This is a genomic window from Flavobacterium anhuiense (genome assembly GCF_900101855.1).
Taxonomy (GTDB): domain Bacteria; phylum Bacteroidota; class Bacteroidia; order Flavobacteriales; family Flavobacteriaceae; genus Flavobacterium; species Flavobacterium anhuiense.
This window is the reverse complement of the sequence record NZ_FMVC01000005.1, coordinates 44,396-60,431: the sequence shown is the minus strand read 5'-3', so window position 1 is coordinate 60,431 and position 16,036 is coordinate 44,396. Positions and strand designations below refer to the sequence as shown.

18 protein-coding genes are annotated in these 16,036 nt (G+C 35.7%); 6 read left to right on the top strand and 12 right to left on the bottom strand.

From position 1 onward, the window contains the following. The first annotated feature begins 1 nt into the window (after position 1). The 5 genes from traN (at position 2) to BLP44_RS14185 (ending at position 3,378) form a co-directional block, all read left to right on the top strand. Complete coding sequence (traN, locus tag BLP44_RS14205; RefSeq protein ID WP_091133866.1) at positions 2–904, top strand: conjugative transposon protein TraN; 903 nt, start codon at positions 2–4, stop codon at positions 902–904. Between the two features lie 21 nt (positions 905–925). Beyond that, positions 926–1,486, top strand: coding sequence for a conjugal transfer protein TraO (locus BLP44_RS14200; protein WP_091133865.1), 561 nt, complete (start codon positions 926–928; stop codon positions 1,484–1,486). Positions 1,487–1,498: 12 nt separating this feature from the next. After that, positions 1,499–1,948, top strand: coding sequence for a DUF3872 domain-containing protein (locus BLP44_RS14195; RefSeq protein WP_091133863.1), 450 nt, complete (start codon positions 1,499–1,501; stop codon positions 1,946–1,948). 135 nt (positions 1,949–2,083) lie between these two features. Continuing rightward, entirely contained in the window at positions 2,084–2,365 is a 282-nt protein-coding gene (locus tag BLP44_RS14190; RefSeq protein WP_091133861.1) for a molybdenum ABC transporter permease, read from the top strand. A gap of 620 nt (positions 2,366–2,985) precedes the next feature. Beyond that, positions 2,986–3,378, top strand: a complete 393-nt coding sequence (locus BLP44_RS14185) for a response regulator transcription factor (RefSeq protein ID WP_091133859.1) — start codon at positions 2,986–2,988, stop codon at positions 3,376–3,378. 9 nt (positions 3,379–3,387) lie between these two features. On the opposite strand, the gene BLP44_RS14180 is transcribed toward BLP44_RS14185, so the two are convergent. The 12 genes from BLP44_RS14180 to BLP44_RS14125 form a co-directional block, all read right to left on the bottom strand. Next, positions 3,388–4,272, bottom strand: coding sequence for a hypothetical protein (locus BLP44_RS14180; protein ID WP_091133857.1), 885 nt, complete (start codon positions 4,270–4,272; stop codon positions 3,388–3,390). Positions 4,273–4,296: 24 nt separating this feature from the next. Then, positions 4,297–4,950 carry a hypothetical protein gene (locus BLP44_RS14175; protein WP_091133855.1) on the bottom strand — a complete coding sequence of 218 codons (654 nt, stop codon included), beginning with the start codon at positions 4,948–4,950 and terminating at the stop codon, positions 4,297–4,299. A 13-nt stretch (positions 4,951–4,963) separates the two neighbouring features. Next, the gene (locus BLP44_RS14170; protein ID WP_091133853.1) at positions 4,964–6,784 is read right to left on the bottom strand and encodes an ATP-dependent helicase; all 1,821 of its coding nucleotides are present in this window, start codon (positions 6,782–6,784) and stop codon (positions 4,964–4,966) included. Beyond that, the gene (locus tag BLP44_RS14165) at positions 6,784–8,712 is read right to left on the bottom strand and encodes an ATP-dependent nuclease (RefSeq protein WP_091134429.1); all 1,929 of its coding nucleotides are present in this window, start codon (positions 8,710–8,712) and stop codon (positions 6,784–6,786) included. Before BLP44_RS14165 ends, BLP44_RS14170 begins: the two co-directional genes overlap by 1 nt. A gap of 445 nt (positions 8,713–9,157) precedes the next feature. Continuing rightward, complete coding sequence (locus BLP44_RS14160; protein WP_091133851.1) at positions 9,158–9,961, bottom strand: PRTRC system ThiF family protein; 804 nt, start codon at positions 9,959–9,961, stop codon at positions 9,158–9,160. Next, positions 9,961–10,671, bottom strand: a complete 711-nt coding sequence (locus BLP44_RS14155) for a PRTRC system protein B (protein WP_091133849.1) — start codon at positions 10,669–10,671, stop codon at positions 9,961–9,963. Before BLP44_RS14155 ends, BLP44_RS14160 begins: the two co-directional genes overlap by 1 nt. 10 nt (positions 10,672–10,681) lie before the next feature. Continuing rightward, on the bottom strand, positions 10,682–11,587 hold the full coding sequence (locus BLP44_RS14150) for a hypothetical protein (RefSeq protein ID WP_244511777.1): 906 nt from the start codon (positions 11,585–11,587) through the stop codon (positions 10,682–10,684). Positions 11,588–11,853: 266 nt separating this feature from the next. Then, on the bottom strand, positions 11,854–12,072 hold the full coding sequence (locus BLP44_RS14145) for a PRTRC system protein C (protein ID WP_091133845.1): 219 nt from the start codon (positions 12,070–12,072) through the stop codon (positions 11,854–11,856). A gap of 23 nt (positions 12,073–12,095) precedes the next feature. After that, positions 12,096–12,698, bottom strand: coding sequence for a PRTRC system protein E (locus BLP44_RS14140; protein WP_091133843.1), 603 nt, complete (start codon positions 12,696–12,698; stop codon positions 12,096–12,098). 12 nt (positions 12,699–12,710) lie between these two features. Beyond that, positions 12,711–12,905 carry a hypothetical protein gene (locus tag BLP44_RS14135; RefSeq protein ID WP_091133841.1) on the bottom strand — a complete coding sequence of 65 codons (195 nt, stop codon included), beginning with the start codon at positions 12,903–12,905 and terminating at the stop codon, positions 12,711–12,713. Positions 12,906–12,954: 49 nt separating this feature from the next. Further along, positions 12,955–14,028, bottom strand: a complete 1,074-nt coding sequence (locus BLP44_RS14130; RefSeq protein WP_091133839.1) for a DUF932 domain-containing protein — start codon at positions 14,026–14,028, stop codon at positions 12,955–12,957. A 44-nt stretch (positions 14,029–14,072) separates the two neighbouring features. After that, on the bottom strand, positions 14,073–14,465 hold the full coding sequence (locus tag BLP44_RS14125; protein WP_091133837.1) for a single-stranded DNA-binding protein: 393 nt from the start codon (positions 14,463–14,465) through the stop codon (positions 14,073–14,075). A gap of 720 nt (positions 14,466–15,185) precedes the next feature. Between BLP44_RS14125 and BLP44_RS14120 the strand changes: the two genes are divergently transcribed. After that, positions 15,186–15,968, top strand: coding sequence for a hypothetical protein (locus BLP44_RS14120; protein WP_091133834.1), 783 nt, complete (start codon positions 15,186–15,188; stop codon positions 15,966–15,968). The last annotated feature ends 68 nt before the right edge of the window (positions 15,969–16,036 follow it).

The window sequence follows — 16,036 nt, the reverse complement described above, 5'->3', positions numbered from 1 at the left end:
AATGAAAAATATTTTTAAATACTTTGGGGCAATTGCCCTGACCATCGGCTTAGCCGTAACCTCTTTTGCACAAGACAGTGCAAAATCAAAAAGTCCGCTTGAATTGGGTAAGATAGAGCCATACAAAATGGAAGTTACCTATGATAAAACTTCACATTTAATTTTCCCGACTGCCATACGTTATGTGGATTTGGGAAGCGAATATCTGATTGCTGGAAAAGCGGAAGATGCGGAAAACGTATTGCGTGTAAAGGCAACCGTTAGGGATTTTGAACCTGAAACAAACTTTTCCGTAATTACCAATGACGGACGTTTTTACAGTTTCAACGTGTATTACAGTTCCTATCCAGAGGCAATGAGCTATGACCTGCTCACAATGCAAAAAGCGGTAGATAAAGCCAACGGAAACGACGTGCTTTTCGAAGAATTGGGCAACAATTCTCCGTCATTGGCAGGGTTGCTTTTGGAAACCATTTACCAAAAAGACAAGCGCATTGTAAAGCACATTGGGGCTAAAAGCTTCGGCATTCAGTTTATTCTGAAAGGTATTTATATTCACAACGGAAAGTATTATTTCCACACAGAATTAAGGAACAAAACCAATGTGCCTTTCGAGATTGATTTTATCAATTTCAAGGTAGTGGATAAGAAAGTAGCCAAACGCACCGTAGTACAGGAACGTCCACTGACACCGCTAAGAACCTACAAACCCTTAGTGGATGGTATTAACGGAAAATCGACTGAACAAAACGTATTCCTGTTAGACCAATTTACAATTGCCGATGACAAGATACTGCTGATTGAGATTTTTGAGAAAAATGGTGGCAGGCAACAGACGCTCCAAATAGAAAATTCCGATCTGATCAAAGCCCGTTTGATTAACGATATGCACCTAAAATTTTAATAACCTTTTAAAGCAGATAATATGAAAAAGTATATCTATACCGTGGTGCTCATCTTTATGGCCATCACGGTTTCACAGGCGCAAAGAATGCTACCCAAACAGAAAGGATTGGAAGTAAGTACAGGCATTTTGTCCGATGACAAAATCGGCAACGATTATTATATCAATGTAGCAATGACCGTAAACGGCAAAAACGGTAATTATCAGCTTTGGGCGTTGGAATACACGCACCAATATCACGATTATAAAGGGTTTCGCATACCACAGGAAACTTATACTGCTGAGGGCGGTTACAGCTTCTTTTTGTTAGGCGACAGCCGTAAAAACATTACACTGAATGCCGGAATAACAGGCGTAGTCGGGTATGAAAGCATCAACCGTGGCGAAGCGATGTTATATGACGGTGCGAAAATAGTAAGCGAGGACCATTTCATTTATGGAGCTGGCGGTCGCCTCACATTTGAAACCTATCTGTCCGACCGTTTTGTACTTGTCCTCCAAGGGCGTACAAAGGTGCTGTGGGGTACAGATTTGCGACAGTTCCGACCATCGGCAGGTGTGGGATTAAGGTTTAACTTTTAAAACGTAAAAACGATGATAGAAATATTCAATAAATTCAGAATAGGATTACTGCCAATATATGTGCTACTGGCAATCCTGACAAGTTCGGTTACTTTGGTGTCCTGTAGCAAAGATGACGAACTGGAAATACAAAACGATTTCCCTTTTGAGGTTAATGTGATGCCAGTACCTAAAGATATCGCTAACGGACAGACGGTAGAGATACGCATTACAATACAACGTACAGGGAATTACAGTAACACGCAGTATTTCCTCCGCTATTTTCAGTTCGATGGACAAGGTACGTTACAGTATTACGATAATTCGCCGTACTTGCCTAATGACCTGTATCAATTGCCAGCGGAGCAGTTTCGTTTGTACTACACTTCAACGTCTGCGGTATCACAATCCTTTGATGTTTGGATATCTGACAGTTTTGGGAATGAAAAGAAATTGACCTTTCAGTTCAATAGTAGTGATTAGGTTACTACTTGTTAGTAAAGTAACGGCTTATCGAAAGGTAAGCCGTTTTGATTTACAGTATTTTGCATTAGAAAATTTTAAAGGGTCATCAATATTTTTTAAATTTATCATCATCATAAACTAAAACTAAAAGTTATGGTAGCATCATTAGTAATAGGCGTAATATTTTTGGTTTTAGGTTTAGGACTTCGTTACTGGATTAACCGCCGAAAGTTTTATAGGCGTGGTCCTATGGGAGCTGAAGGTTTCTCATCTTATGAAAGTTCTGTCTTTATCAAATTTATCGAAAGAGTGGGCAAATGGATTGCTTATGCAATGATCATTTTCGGGCTGTTATCTCTTTGGGTATACTCTCGTGAGAAAAAGGAGAACCAAATACAGGATGTAAAATCAGAGCAAATTAAACAACACAGATAATTATCTGAAAAATATATTTTAGCAAATCGGATTGCCTTTGGACAATCCGATTTTTTTATTGGTCTCAGATCGGGGTTTAAAACCCTGCAATTTATTGCAGTACTTTAGTAATACGAAAAAATCTAATCTTTGACTTTTAATAATATTTTTAAGTTAGTTTTTAAAATGGAGAGACTTTCAGTCTCTCGTCAAAGCAAACCTCTGCACTTTCGCAGAGTGGTTTAGTTTAAAAGATTACTAATCTGCCAAATACTTTCAAAATCGACCTTGAAACATATTCAAAAAAATAAATAAAGCAGACCATATAATTTCTAGCAATACAAAAAAAACAGTACTCGATGATAATTTATCCATCTCAATTAAATGCGTGAGGTGTATCAAAAGTAGTTTAGTATCTTTGTAGCAACATATAGAAAAATCTTAAAGTGTTTTTACTTTAAGTCCCACATTGAAAACTGGTAATTTTTAGACAACGGGACAATAAGGAAGAACGCTCATGCCATAGGCGTGGGCGCTCGCTTATTCGTTGTCGGGTATACCAGTACCTCAATGTGCGGTAAGTGTAGTTGCCTGCGCTTCTTTTTTGCAGGGCTACATCAACTTTTAAAAAGTATGATGATATGGAAACTGGTACCTCCCGACAAAAAATCGACCTAGCATTTATCAATGATAAAAGCCCAATTTTAGATATTATTTGCAATGACCTCATTGATTCAGGATTTGACGTGTTGTTTCGGACGGAAAATATTGAGGATGGGCTATCCAAATTATCCACTTTAAAAGCTTTTCCTAAAGCCTGTATTATAGATCTTGATTTTTACGACAAGAGCATACTGAAACAGCTACGGAAATTGAGATCAGAATATCCAAAAGTTAAACTTATTGCTCATAGTGATATCGACAATGAGAAGGTAGGAAAAGCTCTTTTGGATATGTGTTTTTCAAGTTTTTTACTTTTAGGTAGTAACACGATTGATTTTAAGAAAGCTATCAAAAAAGTTGTAGGAAGTTAATGGTTATATTTAGTCAATATCTAACCTTTCATGCATTTCATGCCATTCTTTTCCAAATTGTATACTTTCTAATGCCGCTTTTAGATTTTCTTCTGGTAAACAGGCAATACAGGTTGGATACTGAAATCCTTTGTAATGTTGCTTACATTGAGGGCATAGTTCCATTTTTTTGATATCAAAGTTAAAGGCACATTTTCTGCAGGCAGTTATTGCGTCTTTAAATGAAAGATATTTTATACAGTCATTTACATGGAGTAAAAAAGCTTCTTTTTCAATCTGTTCTGTATCCTGATTTTTTGCACGCTCTCTTTGTTGCCAATATCGGATATTAGATAGGTTATTCTTATTTTTCCATTTATCCTTTGAAACAAAACATTTGTCTTGAACTTCGTATGCATCTTCATTTTCATAAAAAATAGAAATGAGTTCATTCGCCGATCTAAAAATTGCTTCATCAAATTCGTGCTTACAATCTGCGCAACGATATTTTGGAGTTTTTCTCACCCTTAAGCTTGGATTTTTGTTATTACAATTTGGACACAGTGGAACGGCGTAATAATCATATTTTTTAAACACATAATCTGTAAAATCAGATTTACTTATTTGCTGATTGGTGTCTATATATTCTTTAGTATATCCTCTTGTAATTTCTCTTAAATAGTCCGAGTATTTTCTTGGATGAGATTGATGTTGTATTGTTAATGTTTCTGAGCTATTGCATATTTCACATTTATCTTTAAGAAATTCCAATCTTCTTTCTTTCCAATCTTTTGTATGCCAAGAGCGTTGTTCTTCTTTGGAGTCATTCCAATACAGTGCCTTTGCAAATTCTAATTGAATTTCACCATTTGCTAATTTGTCCCGCAGACCTATGAGTTCGTTATATGTTAGCATATATTTTTTCTAATTTTAATAGCACTATTTTGGTAAATACTTTTTTTGTAAATAATCTATTCTTTTACTATCTCTTTCACAATCTTTTTGAATGGTCATCGAGTGGCATCTGCTATAGGGCTTTTTACTGTTACAAAAACAATTTTGTGACATACTCCCTCCATAAACCAAAAATGAGTAGTAATAATTGTTTAAATTTTCATATCTGTAATATAAGGTTTCCATATATTTTGGAATTTCAATGTAGTCACCTTTTCTAAAAGCCGTATTAAAAATTTTACTCCTTAACGACGATATTATAATCCAATGATCAACTACCTCATTTTTCGTTTTATTAATTCTTACGTTGTCAATAAATTGTCCTTTATAATTCAATTCTTGTGGAATAAAAAAAGTAAAATCCAAATTTTGTGTACTTGGGGTAATATCTACTAGTTCATCATTAGGTGATTTCCAGACAGCATGTCTTTCTGCTTCCATTAAGAAATCTCCATTTAGGACAGACCAGCCATAAATAATTGTACCTCCGTCAGTTTTTACTTTTTGCTGTACGTTTAGAAAACAATTTCCTGGTTTAGCGTATTTTTCCACCTTAACAGATACAAATAATTCTTTATGATTGCTTCCAATTTTTTCAATAAGTTGTTCTGTATATATTTTTAAGCTATCATCAAACATATCTTAAGTGCTGTTAAATCAATTCTTCTTGTGTCACTATTCTTATTCCTTCACCAAATTTCTCTTTGATATCTATATCTGTTATCGTGTCCGGGAATGCCATTGCTAAAAGATGTCTTGGTCGAGATAAAGCCACATAGATTAATCTTTTAGTCTCGTCGGGAAAAACGTTGTCAATATTTGATATGTTTTCAAATATGATATTATCCTTATGCTTTCTTTCATTGAAAAAAACAAGAATTGAATCCAATGTTTGCCCCTTTACTTGATGTATTGTAGTTATAGGGATATTGAAAGCTGAAAAAGACTTTTTAAAATGTTGGCTCACGCTTTCTGAAAGAGTAGCTTTTTCTAAATATTTTGATTTTCTATTACGTAAATTAAAATCAATATCATAACTAAGTTCTAATTTGTTTTTTAAAAATTCCTGAGTTTCAACTGTCCAATCTTGAATTGTTTTACTAAATTCTGGTAATTCATCTAGAATAGTAATCATCAATGAGTTAAAATGAGGGTCTAAACTCTTTTCTTTCTCAACTTCTTTTAATGTGTGGTAATCTGTTGTATCGGAGTGAACGAGTGGAATACAGATTGCTCTAATTTCTTTTATTGCGTTTTTAATATCACCACTCGTATAAAGATTTTTAGCATAAATAATGCTTTTAGGCAAATCAATCCCCCAAGGCCTCTGTTCTGTTTTTTTTCCCAACAAGGAATCTTTTAATGAATTTCCTCGAACAACAATACAGCTACTGGCGTATTTTTTCAAAGCACAACGATCATCATAATGTTTGATAATCAATTGATGATTGTCGCTAGAATATTTATAAACTAAAATTGACTCTTCAAAATCTTCACAATCTACGCTGTTAATTTTTGTGTCAGCCGGTCGTCTTACTTTTGAGAAAACATCAATTATGCTTTGAGGCGAACGGCGATTATCCGTCATATCATATGATTGCCAAGTATGGTCGCTTTCATATTTCCTTAAAAATTCAGTCGGTTTTGCATCTCTCCACTCATATAAGCTTTGATATGGATCTCCAATCAATTCAATATTATTTAACCCCTGTTTTATTAATTCTTCAAATATGGCATGTTGCATTAATGAATTGTCCTGTGCCTCGTCAATTATGATAAATGGAAATCTTAAACTAAGCCATTCGCAAATTTTAGGATTATTTTTTAACAAGTGAAGAGCAATGAAAGCAGAATCTCCAGTAGATATAAGTCCTTTTCGAAATTGAGTATTCTTAATTAGTTTACAATAGTTTTCAAAGTTGGTTTTATCAACTTTTTCCGATGATGGTTGATTTCCATTAATAGAAAAAGTTCCATTTGGCTCAATTCTTATTTCACTTGGAGGATATAGATGGAAAACACTTCTATTATTTTTTGCTTTATATTCTGTGTTATTCAGAGGTCTTAATAATCCCTCAAGTGTTTTGCCATTCTTTACATATGTAGTCTTCCACATGTCATCCAAGATGGTTGTATGGTCTAGTATCTTTGGCCTATTAAAATCACGATTAAGCAAATTATAAAACGGAAGTGTTATATATTTATTTATAAAACTATCTATTGTCGATACATGGTTAGGAAATTGAAGTGATTTACCACTCAACTTTCTGTACGCTTCATTAATTTCGTCTTTTGCAGAGTTAGTAAATGATAAACAAGCAACTCCAGAATGACCTCCGATTTCTTTCGAAATCTCTAGATTTAATATCTTCTTTGCGATAGTTGTTGTTTTTCCACTACCAGGACAAGCATTTAAAATAACTTTCCCTCTAGCTTGTAAGTAAGCCAGTCTTTCCTCATTTTCAAAATACATTACAATCCGTTTTTTAAATGAGTTAGGGCATTCAGTATATATATCGGAACGATAAATGATGCTTTTGCATCTTCCAAGTTATCAAGTAAATGAATAGAAAAGTCTTGCGCGAATTCAGCTTTAGCAGGTAATACTTTCCATAAAAGAATTGCGACTTTTCTTCTTTCCTCATCTGACATCAGATCATTTGGAAACGTTGACATATATGTAACAATTTTATTGACTTTATCACTTTCTACTATATCAAGATATTTTACTAAAAAGTTGTCCTTAAAAATACTTCTGTCATGACTCACATTATGCAATGCTATTTCATATTCTAAGGTTTTAAATGACTCAAAAATCTTTATATTGTCGGCATTGTTTTTAACAGAATTCAAATTCTTGATTCTTGATACAGCACTACCTTTTTGGATAGAGTCATCTAATGAATCCAATACCGTTGTGTCACTTACCAAATTGTTGAAGCTATACTCAGTTTTTTTTGATTCTGTAAATCTGTCATCATCTGTAATGATAGAAATGGGCTTATTTATTCGCTTTGATATATTGGAGTGGTTGAAAAGATACAGAAAAGGATAAAATGAAGTTCCCTTTACGTTAACAATTTCTGTTCTGTAATCTTCAAGTTTATAGTCCTCCAAAAGAGTAAATGCTGAAATCAAGAGTTCTTCCGATATTCCTTCAATAAATAAAATTGATTTTGCGAATAGAAGCTGTGATTTGGTTACATCGATATACCTCTGAAGTTTCTTCATGCTATTTACAAAATCTGTATCTAACAATTCTCTACTTTTGGTAGTATCTTCGATTATTTTTTCAGATTCCCTATTTTGAAATTGTTCATCAAGTTTTGTTGCTTTTCCACAATCTAACAATATGAGATTTTTTAGAGGAACTTTCGAGGTTAAAGTTGGTGAGTGCGTAGTTATAAATAATTGACTATTTTCGGTAGCATTCGCATTATTTAAAAAGTTATAAAGACTTAGTTGCAATTGTGGATGAAGGTGAGATTCTGGTTCTTCAATCAATAATGCAAAATGTGGTAGACCATTATCTTTAATTTGTTCTTTTATATCACCTAGGACAACAGCAATATAAATTAGATTGTTTAAACCTAAACTGTTTTGCCACAAATGGAAACCCTCATCAACCAAGGTAGTTCTATCATGCGGAAGATAAGGTTTGATTGCGTTGACTATATACTCTGTTTTTGCTTCTTCAATTCTTACACCAATTTTATTGTCAATAACCTTTTTAAAAATACTCTCAAGATTAGTGTTAACACCATCCCGAGTATTTTTAACCTCATCACGATCTAATAATTGTGAATTTGCATCTTTTATAATTTGCTCTATTTGTGATTCAGAATTTTCTCTTTTCACAAATCGTCTTATAACTTTTCCTAAAATATTATTTCTGGTACTCAGTAAATCTTTAGTACTATCTCTTAATGCTCCTAAATAATAGTGTTGAAATAACTCAAACGTTTTATAATCGGCTTTTTGACCGTCGATATTTCCAGTATTGTAAGTGAAATGCGGATATTTTCCGTCCTTATCCTCGTAAGAAATTATGATTTTAGCATAATCTTCTTCAATCTTATTGGGATCGATTACCATATATTCATAAAAAGCCCCTTTTTGTGCAGTTGATAGTCCCTTAAAAATATATGTAATAGTTATTAGGGAAGACTTTTGAACGACTTTACTTCTGCCATTGTCTATAGATTTTTGATGAAAATCATCAAATGAAACGGAAAGTTCCCTAATCGGTTCGCCAATATTATATAATAACCTTATGGCATCAATGATTGCGGATTTACCGCATCCATTTTCACCAATAATTATGTTCAGTTTCGGATCGAATGCTGTTTCAATCACTTCGCTACCTTTATAATTTTCTATTCTGATATATGCTAAATGCATTTGTGTTAATTTGGTTTTATAATAAGACATTAGCTCGAGTCTAGTAATATCCCAATTAAATGAAAAAGTATTTTTAATTTAACTGAAACATATATAGAACTTTAAGGCATAGGCTAATTTAAATAAAAAACGTTAAAGAATAATGGAAGAAAAGGAAATTTAAGCGAGATTTAGAAGTTGCTAATAGCATCAAAAATCTAGTGCTAATTTAGCGACGTTCTTTTGCTTCTTTTCTTTGGTCGCAGATGTGGAAAGAAAAAAAGTTTGGTACGACAAAAAAAGGGATAAAGAATATCCCTGAAAGCTGATCGCAACCTATTTGAGAAAAATAGGGAAATGAAAGAATGAAATGGAAGATTTTTAGCAAAGTGGTTGCACCTTTAAATGCAAAAATGCGTTTCCGACCGTAGCAAGGAATTGCATTTTTGCCGCCCGATTTTGGCTATCAGGCGACTGGAATGGGTTGTGAACGGAAATCTTTCAGATTAAGGAAAAAGCCCCTGTTTTCGGTCAATCCATTGCGGAACAAGCCCCACAATAACGAACTTCCCATTTGAGCCAATGTAGAATTGATAAACAAATCCTGCTTTTCTAATGCTTCTGCCAAACTGCAAGTTGGCGTATCATCTTCCTGCTCGGACTGTTTCAGCAGTTCGCCAAATTCTTCTGTTACCATTGGCAGATTGGCAACGGTTTCAAATCGCTCTGAATTTGGTTGCTTAATATCGCCTATGGTAGATAACAAAACCTGTCCTGTATGCTGGCTGTTGCCATAATCCATCCAATATTTTGGTCTGTTGTGGTGATATTTTCCGTTATCCATTTCATTCAGTATTTCGGCAATACCAAACCTTGCCTGTACACTATCTACACAGGTAATAAAAATCGTAGCCTGTGCGTTTTCAAGTTTGCCTAAACTATCTTTTTCAAACTTCTGTGTTTCGGCTTTCCAATTCGTACCCGAAAAGCGGTTGGCTCGGTTGATTAGGGCAACGGATTTATATAACCCAACTTCGCATTCTGCAAATCGTTGTCTACCCAAATTTGCTTCGGTAATAACGTCATCATCCCAAAGGCGAACCAACAATCCTGTGTGTCCCAATGCAATCAAGCTGTGGTTCATTTCCATCAAGGCGGTCAGAACCTTTGAGCCTGTGCCACCTGCACCGATAAGGTTAACAGATATTGGATTGGTAGGGTTTATCAAACTATTGTCTGTAAAATGGACTTTTGTTTTTTGTGTGTTCATCACAATATATTTTTTAAGGTTACATTACTTTTCGTCAAAACTTCCATTGGAAAGAATTCGCCTGTGGCGATTAGATTTTCCCAAAGGCTTACGCAATTTCCTTTTATTGGATTGTAATCGTGCATTAGGTGACTGAAATAGCTGTTAAAGAAAAAACCTTCCCATTCACTTATAAATCCCTCCAATGAAGCGGTTTTCTTTATCCGTACATCTACCGTTCCCATACATACATTTCCATCCTCATACACATTGAAAAATGGAGCATTGTACAGTTTCGTTTTTTCAGTCGGTCTGCGGTCGCCTTTCAAAGCAAACACCGCTAAACCGTTGCGGTTAGCTATCCATAGCATAGGCGGTACACTTGCAATGCCTTTAGAGATGCCCAAACTTTCTGTAAAATGTAGTTCCCTTTGCATTGCTTTTGTAAACCACACCACCTTATTTGCATTAGGGTCAAAATGTAAAATATGGCTTCCAATAATGCCCTGGGGTTTCAATAAAGGGTCTTTATCCTCTTTTGCAGTATTCAATGCCTTTGCCAGTCGGTTGGCTTCCTGTATGGTCAAAGGATGGGCATTTATCGGCGTACCATTTTTGTCCATATCAAAATGTTCTACATACGTATCGTTGCCCTTTCCTGTGTTCTGATAAAATACCAAAGCCGATTTGGGATAGTATAGCGTTCCGAAATCCTGTGTTATATCTTTCATCGCTTCTGATTTAAAAATTGTTTAAAATGTAGGTCAGTTCGTCAATCATCGATAACAAACGGTTCTCAAATTCCAATGTATTAGCAATTATGTCGCTTCCGTCAAACCGTTTGATAATTATGGGTTCTTCCATCTGTCCGTATTCCTGCAATTCGTTATTAACCGACTGTACCAAATTATCCATCAGCCATCCTTTGCCATCGGCACAGAAAGAAATGTATTTCTGCATTGAAATGATGTTATCCATATCTTCTTCATTTGCTTCTCCGTTCGGTTTTGCATTGCGGAATATGCTTTCACTGGGGTACTTCTGATAAATGGCGTAGGCTTCCTGCGCCACTTTTAAGCAATCAATATCTATTTTATCCTTAACTTTAAAGCGGTCAATACGGTCTTTAAAATGCTTTAGGTTGGCATTATTGTATATTTTCTGTTCCATACGGTCGCCAATCCATTCGGCTTGTGCAAATTCACGGAGATTGTTTTCTGTATCTTCTCCGTAATCATCCTCTGTTACCCAATCCTTGTGCATTTCGTACATCCAGTACAGGTAACTGTTTTCCTGTCTATAATAGGGAATGTCGGCAAGGTGGTACAGGTAACTGCAAACCGACAAGAATAATTGGGCTATCTGTTTGCGCTTCGGGTTTTTAAGCCAACGGTAAAGCGGTATAACTGGTATGTAGTACAGGGTTGAACCTGTACTATACCTTTCCTCACTTGTGAAAAAGGTTTTCTTACTATCCTGTACCAATCGGATCTCTTCCCAATTCCTCACTTTCTGCTTTAGCTGTTCTTCGGCATCTTTTAAAGCCAATGCGATATTATAGGGATACCCTAAAAATTGCGATGGTTTAAGATTGATGTCGTAATGCTCTGCCAGTTTGGAAAGGGAAGTATAAAAATCCCTTTCCATTTTGGCATTTTCCCTGCAAGCTTGTACGATTTCTGTTTCTTTCAATCTTGGTAGGAAGGAAGTTCTTAGAAAATCATTGGCAACATAGCCACTGGTACGGACTGCTGTTTGTCCTTTTTGATTTCGTTTGCGTCCTTGGGTCTCTGCATCCAGTTTGCGAACTCGTTTAACTGGCGGTGCAATTGCCGTTGCTTGGCTTGTTGGGGCATTTTGAATGTGCCCGATATGGTATGTGGTTGCATAAGTCATTGTTTTACTGTTTAGGTTTAACCTTTTGTTCCCATAGCACTTTCAAAACGGTACTGTACGGTATCGTCCTTGATTTGTGGTGCTGATACTTTTGCGGTGGTCAGAATGGGGTATGTGTTGGAATAGAAATTCATTACCGCCTGTGCGCTCCATTTTGGTTCGGGGTCTGTCAGCTTGATTTCCTGCCCTTTGTCGTTCAATATAAAAACTCTCTGTAGTTGCGTTGCTAATAACATATTCTTTGATTTTTAGGTTAACACTATTCTTCCTCGTCCATGTCGGCTATCGGATAATCTTCTATAATTTCTTCCGCTTGTGGCGGTTCGGGTTTCGCTTCTTCCATCGCACCGAAAAGACTCGGTGTGGCGAACTTGTCAGACAAAGAAGTTTTGCGTTTGCGTATCTCGTCTGTTTTTTCCGGAAACTCCGTAATTTCGGGTACTTTCATCCACGCTTCACGGAATTTGCCCTCTTTCTCCAGTTCGTCAGCCTTTGCCATAGCGTCTTTGAATTTCTTGTCTTTGGCATCTTTTTCTTTCTTCTCCTTATCTGTTTTTTCTTTTTCCATAGCCGATTGCTTTTTGGCTTCATCCATCTGCTTTAAGAACTTTTCCATATCTACCATCAAACCTGAAACTTTTTGTACAGGGGTGGTTATCTGCTCAAAAAATCCCTCGTCAAATTCCTGTGGCGTAGCGTTAAATGTCAAAGGGGGAATAGCATTTTTTGCGTTATCTCCGCATTGTTCGTTGTTGAGCAGTACCGTTACGATTAGGTTGCTTTCTATTCCCTTTGAAATGTTCAGTTGCAATACTCCTGTAAAGTCCAACTGCTGTATCTGATTGAAAAAATTGGTATTCATCGTTCTAAAATTTTAATGTGTCGTTACTTGTTCTTTGATTGCTGTCAGTTTCTCGTACATATCCATCCAATAGATTTTTTGTCTTTTATCGAACTCTGAAAAACTTTTGTCCTCGTGCTTGTATTCAGTAAATCGCTTTGCTGTAATGATTGCTTCTTTAAGGTCATTCACTTCGATTGAGAAACCGTTTATATCCGTTACTTTCATAGTTATAATTATAAGACTACCACCGATTAAGGCGGTAGCCTGTGGTTATTTAATTAAGGTTTAGGATTTCCGAACCATCCAAAGCAAATGAGGTACACAATTCAAATGCTTTCTGCGATTTGAGTTGAGCCGTTCCGCCCAATACAATACTCTGTAGTTTAGCTTCGTCATTTTTATAATTTCTTACGTTCTGATAGTAGCCTGTAACAGCGTTATACGCTCCGAAAAGTGTGCCTTTGGTTGTTTCCATCTGCTGTGTATCGCTTACCATAGCGTATGCAAAAGCATCCTCAACGGTATTTTTGAACACGGTAGAAATTTCATCTTCAGCACCTTTTTTCAGTAAATCAAATGTTTCCTTGTTAGGACAAAGTGCCAACTGAATTAGCTTTTTTACTTCTCGGTCTGATATCTTTACTTTTGCCCACTCATTGAAAATACCTTCTAATTGGTTGCTTAATGTATTGGCAAGCCCCATAATCTTGTGGGCGTTTTCGATACGTTGTTTTGCTCCCGAAGTGTGTTTGATGCGTACTACATTGGTCATACTCTTTAATGAAGCGTTAAGAGTATTTTGACAGACTATTCTAACAGGTGTAAATGCGGCTGTTATACTTCCGCTACCATCGTGCGAAGTGGTTAAGAAAATGTACTTTTCGGTTACATCATCGCCATTACCTACACGGATATAGTCGGGCAATTTGGCTGTGATAAAAATGCGTTCTCCGTTGCCTAATGCTCCTGCGGTTTCATATAAAATTCCTTCGCCACCGCCTACAATGGCATCAAAGAAATTAAAGGCTTCACGGTTTTGTACGATATGGTAATCCTTACCAACTACACCCAATACGGCATTGTTATCGGTGCGTATGTTGGCGAAATAGTTAGGTACTTCAATTTCATTATCTTGTAAAACAATACCTTCGGCTATTTGAATAATGCCCGAACCCTTTGTAAATAAAGATGTTTTTACTACTTCATAATCTAAACCTGCGTGTCTAATAGCTTCCTCGCTTGTTGGATATTGCTCTACGATTTGCCCCAAACCGTGCCACGCTTTTTGTTGTACTGAAAAGAAACTATACTTTCCTGTAATCTCGTTGAAATTGATATTATGTGCCATAATGTTTGAAATTTTGATGTTAAAAAATGCTTGAAAACTTGTTATTAAAACGGGAGGTCGTCCTCTGTTCCCTGTTTTGTAGCCTTTTTGTTTTCGGCTTGTGCAGTAGTTTGTGCCGTTTCCGTTTTCCTGCTACCTCCGTGCAGTTTGATTTGTGAGGTATGGAAATTAAGTCCCGCTTTTGGCTCTCCGTCATTTCCTGTCCAAGTTCTTGTGCTTACCCTGCCTGATAATTCTACCAATGTTCCTTTTGTGAGCAGTTTGGCTACGTTTGGAGTAATCCAATAAGAACAGTCGAAATAGGTTGTCTGTTCAATTCGTTCGCCCTGCTTGTTACGATAGCTGTCGTTTGTTGCTACTGAAAAGTTTACTACTTGTTTTTCCTGTGACGTTGTGCGTACTTCAGCATCCCTTGTCAATCTTCCTGTAATGTTCATAATATTCGATTTTTAGTGATTATTTTTTGAAATTTTATTCGGCAATGAGAGGAGGTGCTGTTTTGTTTCATCAAATCCATTTTTAATATTTTACTTTTCATTGCTGACATTTTTTTTATTCGTCTAAAGAGCCGGAGTATGCCATGTTTCGTTTCAGGAGCATAAAAAGGTTAGTGTTTAGCAACAGCAAGGCTTTGACAAAAAATACAACCCGTATGGGTGGAGATTTTTTGTCAAATCTGTAGGACTTGGCCTTGCTGGTGCGTTAAGGGCACGGAAATACCTTTGCTGCTGAAATGAGACAAAAGCATACTGGTTATTGAATTTAAAAATGAAGGGGAAGTAATGAAAGACAAGAAATGAATGTAAGATCAGAACAACTATTCTAATAACTTTTACAACTTCATTTTTGCAATTTATTTATCGTTAAAATTATGGAATCACTCAATTTTAAAATTCTTCATGAGATTCTAATTAAGGATGATTTTGAAATAGGAATCCCTATAAATAGTTATGCAAAAGAAAATCAGTACAAGTAAGTTTGGTGGATTAAAATTTTATTCCTAAAATTGCATTATGCTTGTTGGCAAGCTTGCTCGTTCGTGCAAAGATTTCATCAGCCAATAGTTTAATAATGCTAACCTACCTGCTTATTATCCAAATAAAGATTACGAACGCAAAATATTCAGGGTAATTAAGTTGGTGCAAAAGGAATGTATTATGAAAACTATTGAGTACTTCAAACTTCAAGCAAAAAATCTTCACAAAGATTTTAAAACACAAAAACCTTATTTCGATTCTTCTTTAGGCGACAATCTCTTCGAATATGCGCCAAAATTTTTCGATGTTGATGCGCTGGTCACTGATTTCGACATCGATGAAAAACAGTTCACATTAATGAATGCGCAACATATCATTGCCAGACTGGCAGGATTTGAAAAATGGACTGTGCTACTAAAAGGAAATCCAGATACACTGGAATTATCAAAATTATTGTTCGATAATATGGATAAAATCAGTATTGAAGAATGGGATATTTATATCTCGGGCGAGCAACATGAGAAAGGTTTCTTATTTGATGAAGAGTTTAAACTTGACATTTTTAAAGCGGTTTTTGCTGATGTAGATGGGCACCAAAGTGGTGGTTACGATTATCGTCTAGCTAAAAGAGAAAAGCCATCAATTGAAAATCAAAAAATTAAACCTATGGAAAAGAAATCTACAATTAAAATTACTACTCTGCCATTGACAGGAATAGATCGTAAGGAATTTATTGAAACAGCAAACAGGAAATTCGAGGATGTACTGCAAACGATTGAACCTACACATCCTGAATTAATACGTCAATTATGGAATCCTGAACAATATATTGACGAAGTTTTAAAATCAGATATGTTACCTATCGATCGGGACTACGCACTATCTTTGATTGAGGCGTTCTTAGTCAACAATGTTATTGATCTGGCTGCCGAAACTGATCAGGAGGATTTTAGTCTCAATTAATTTATCCGAATTATTCTCTAATTAAAAAAGGCTGTCTTTTTAGGCAGCCTTTTTTATGTTTAAATTTT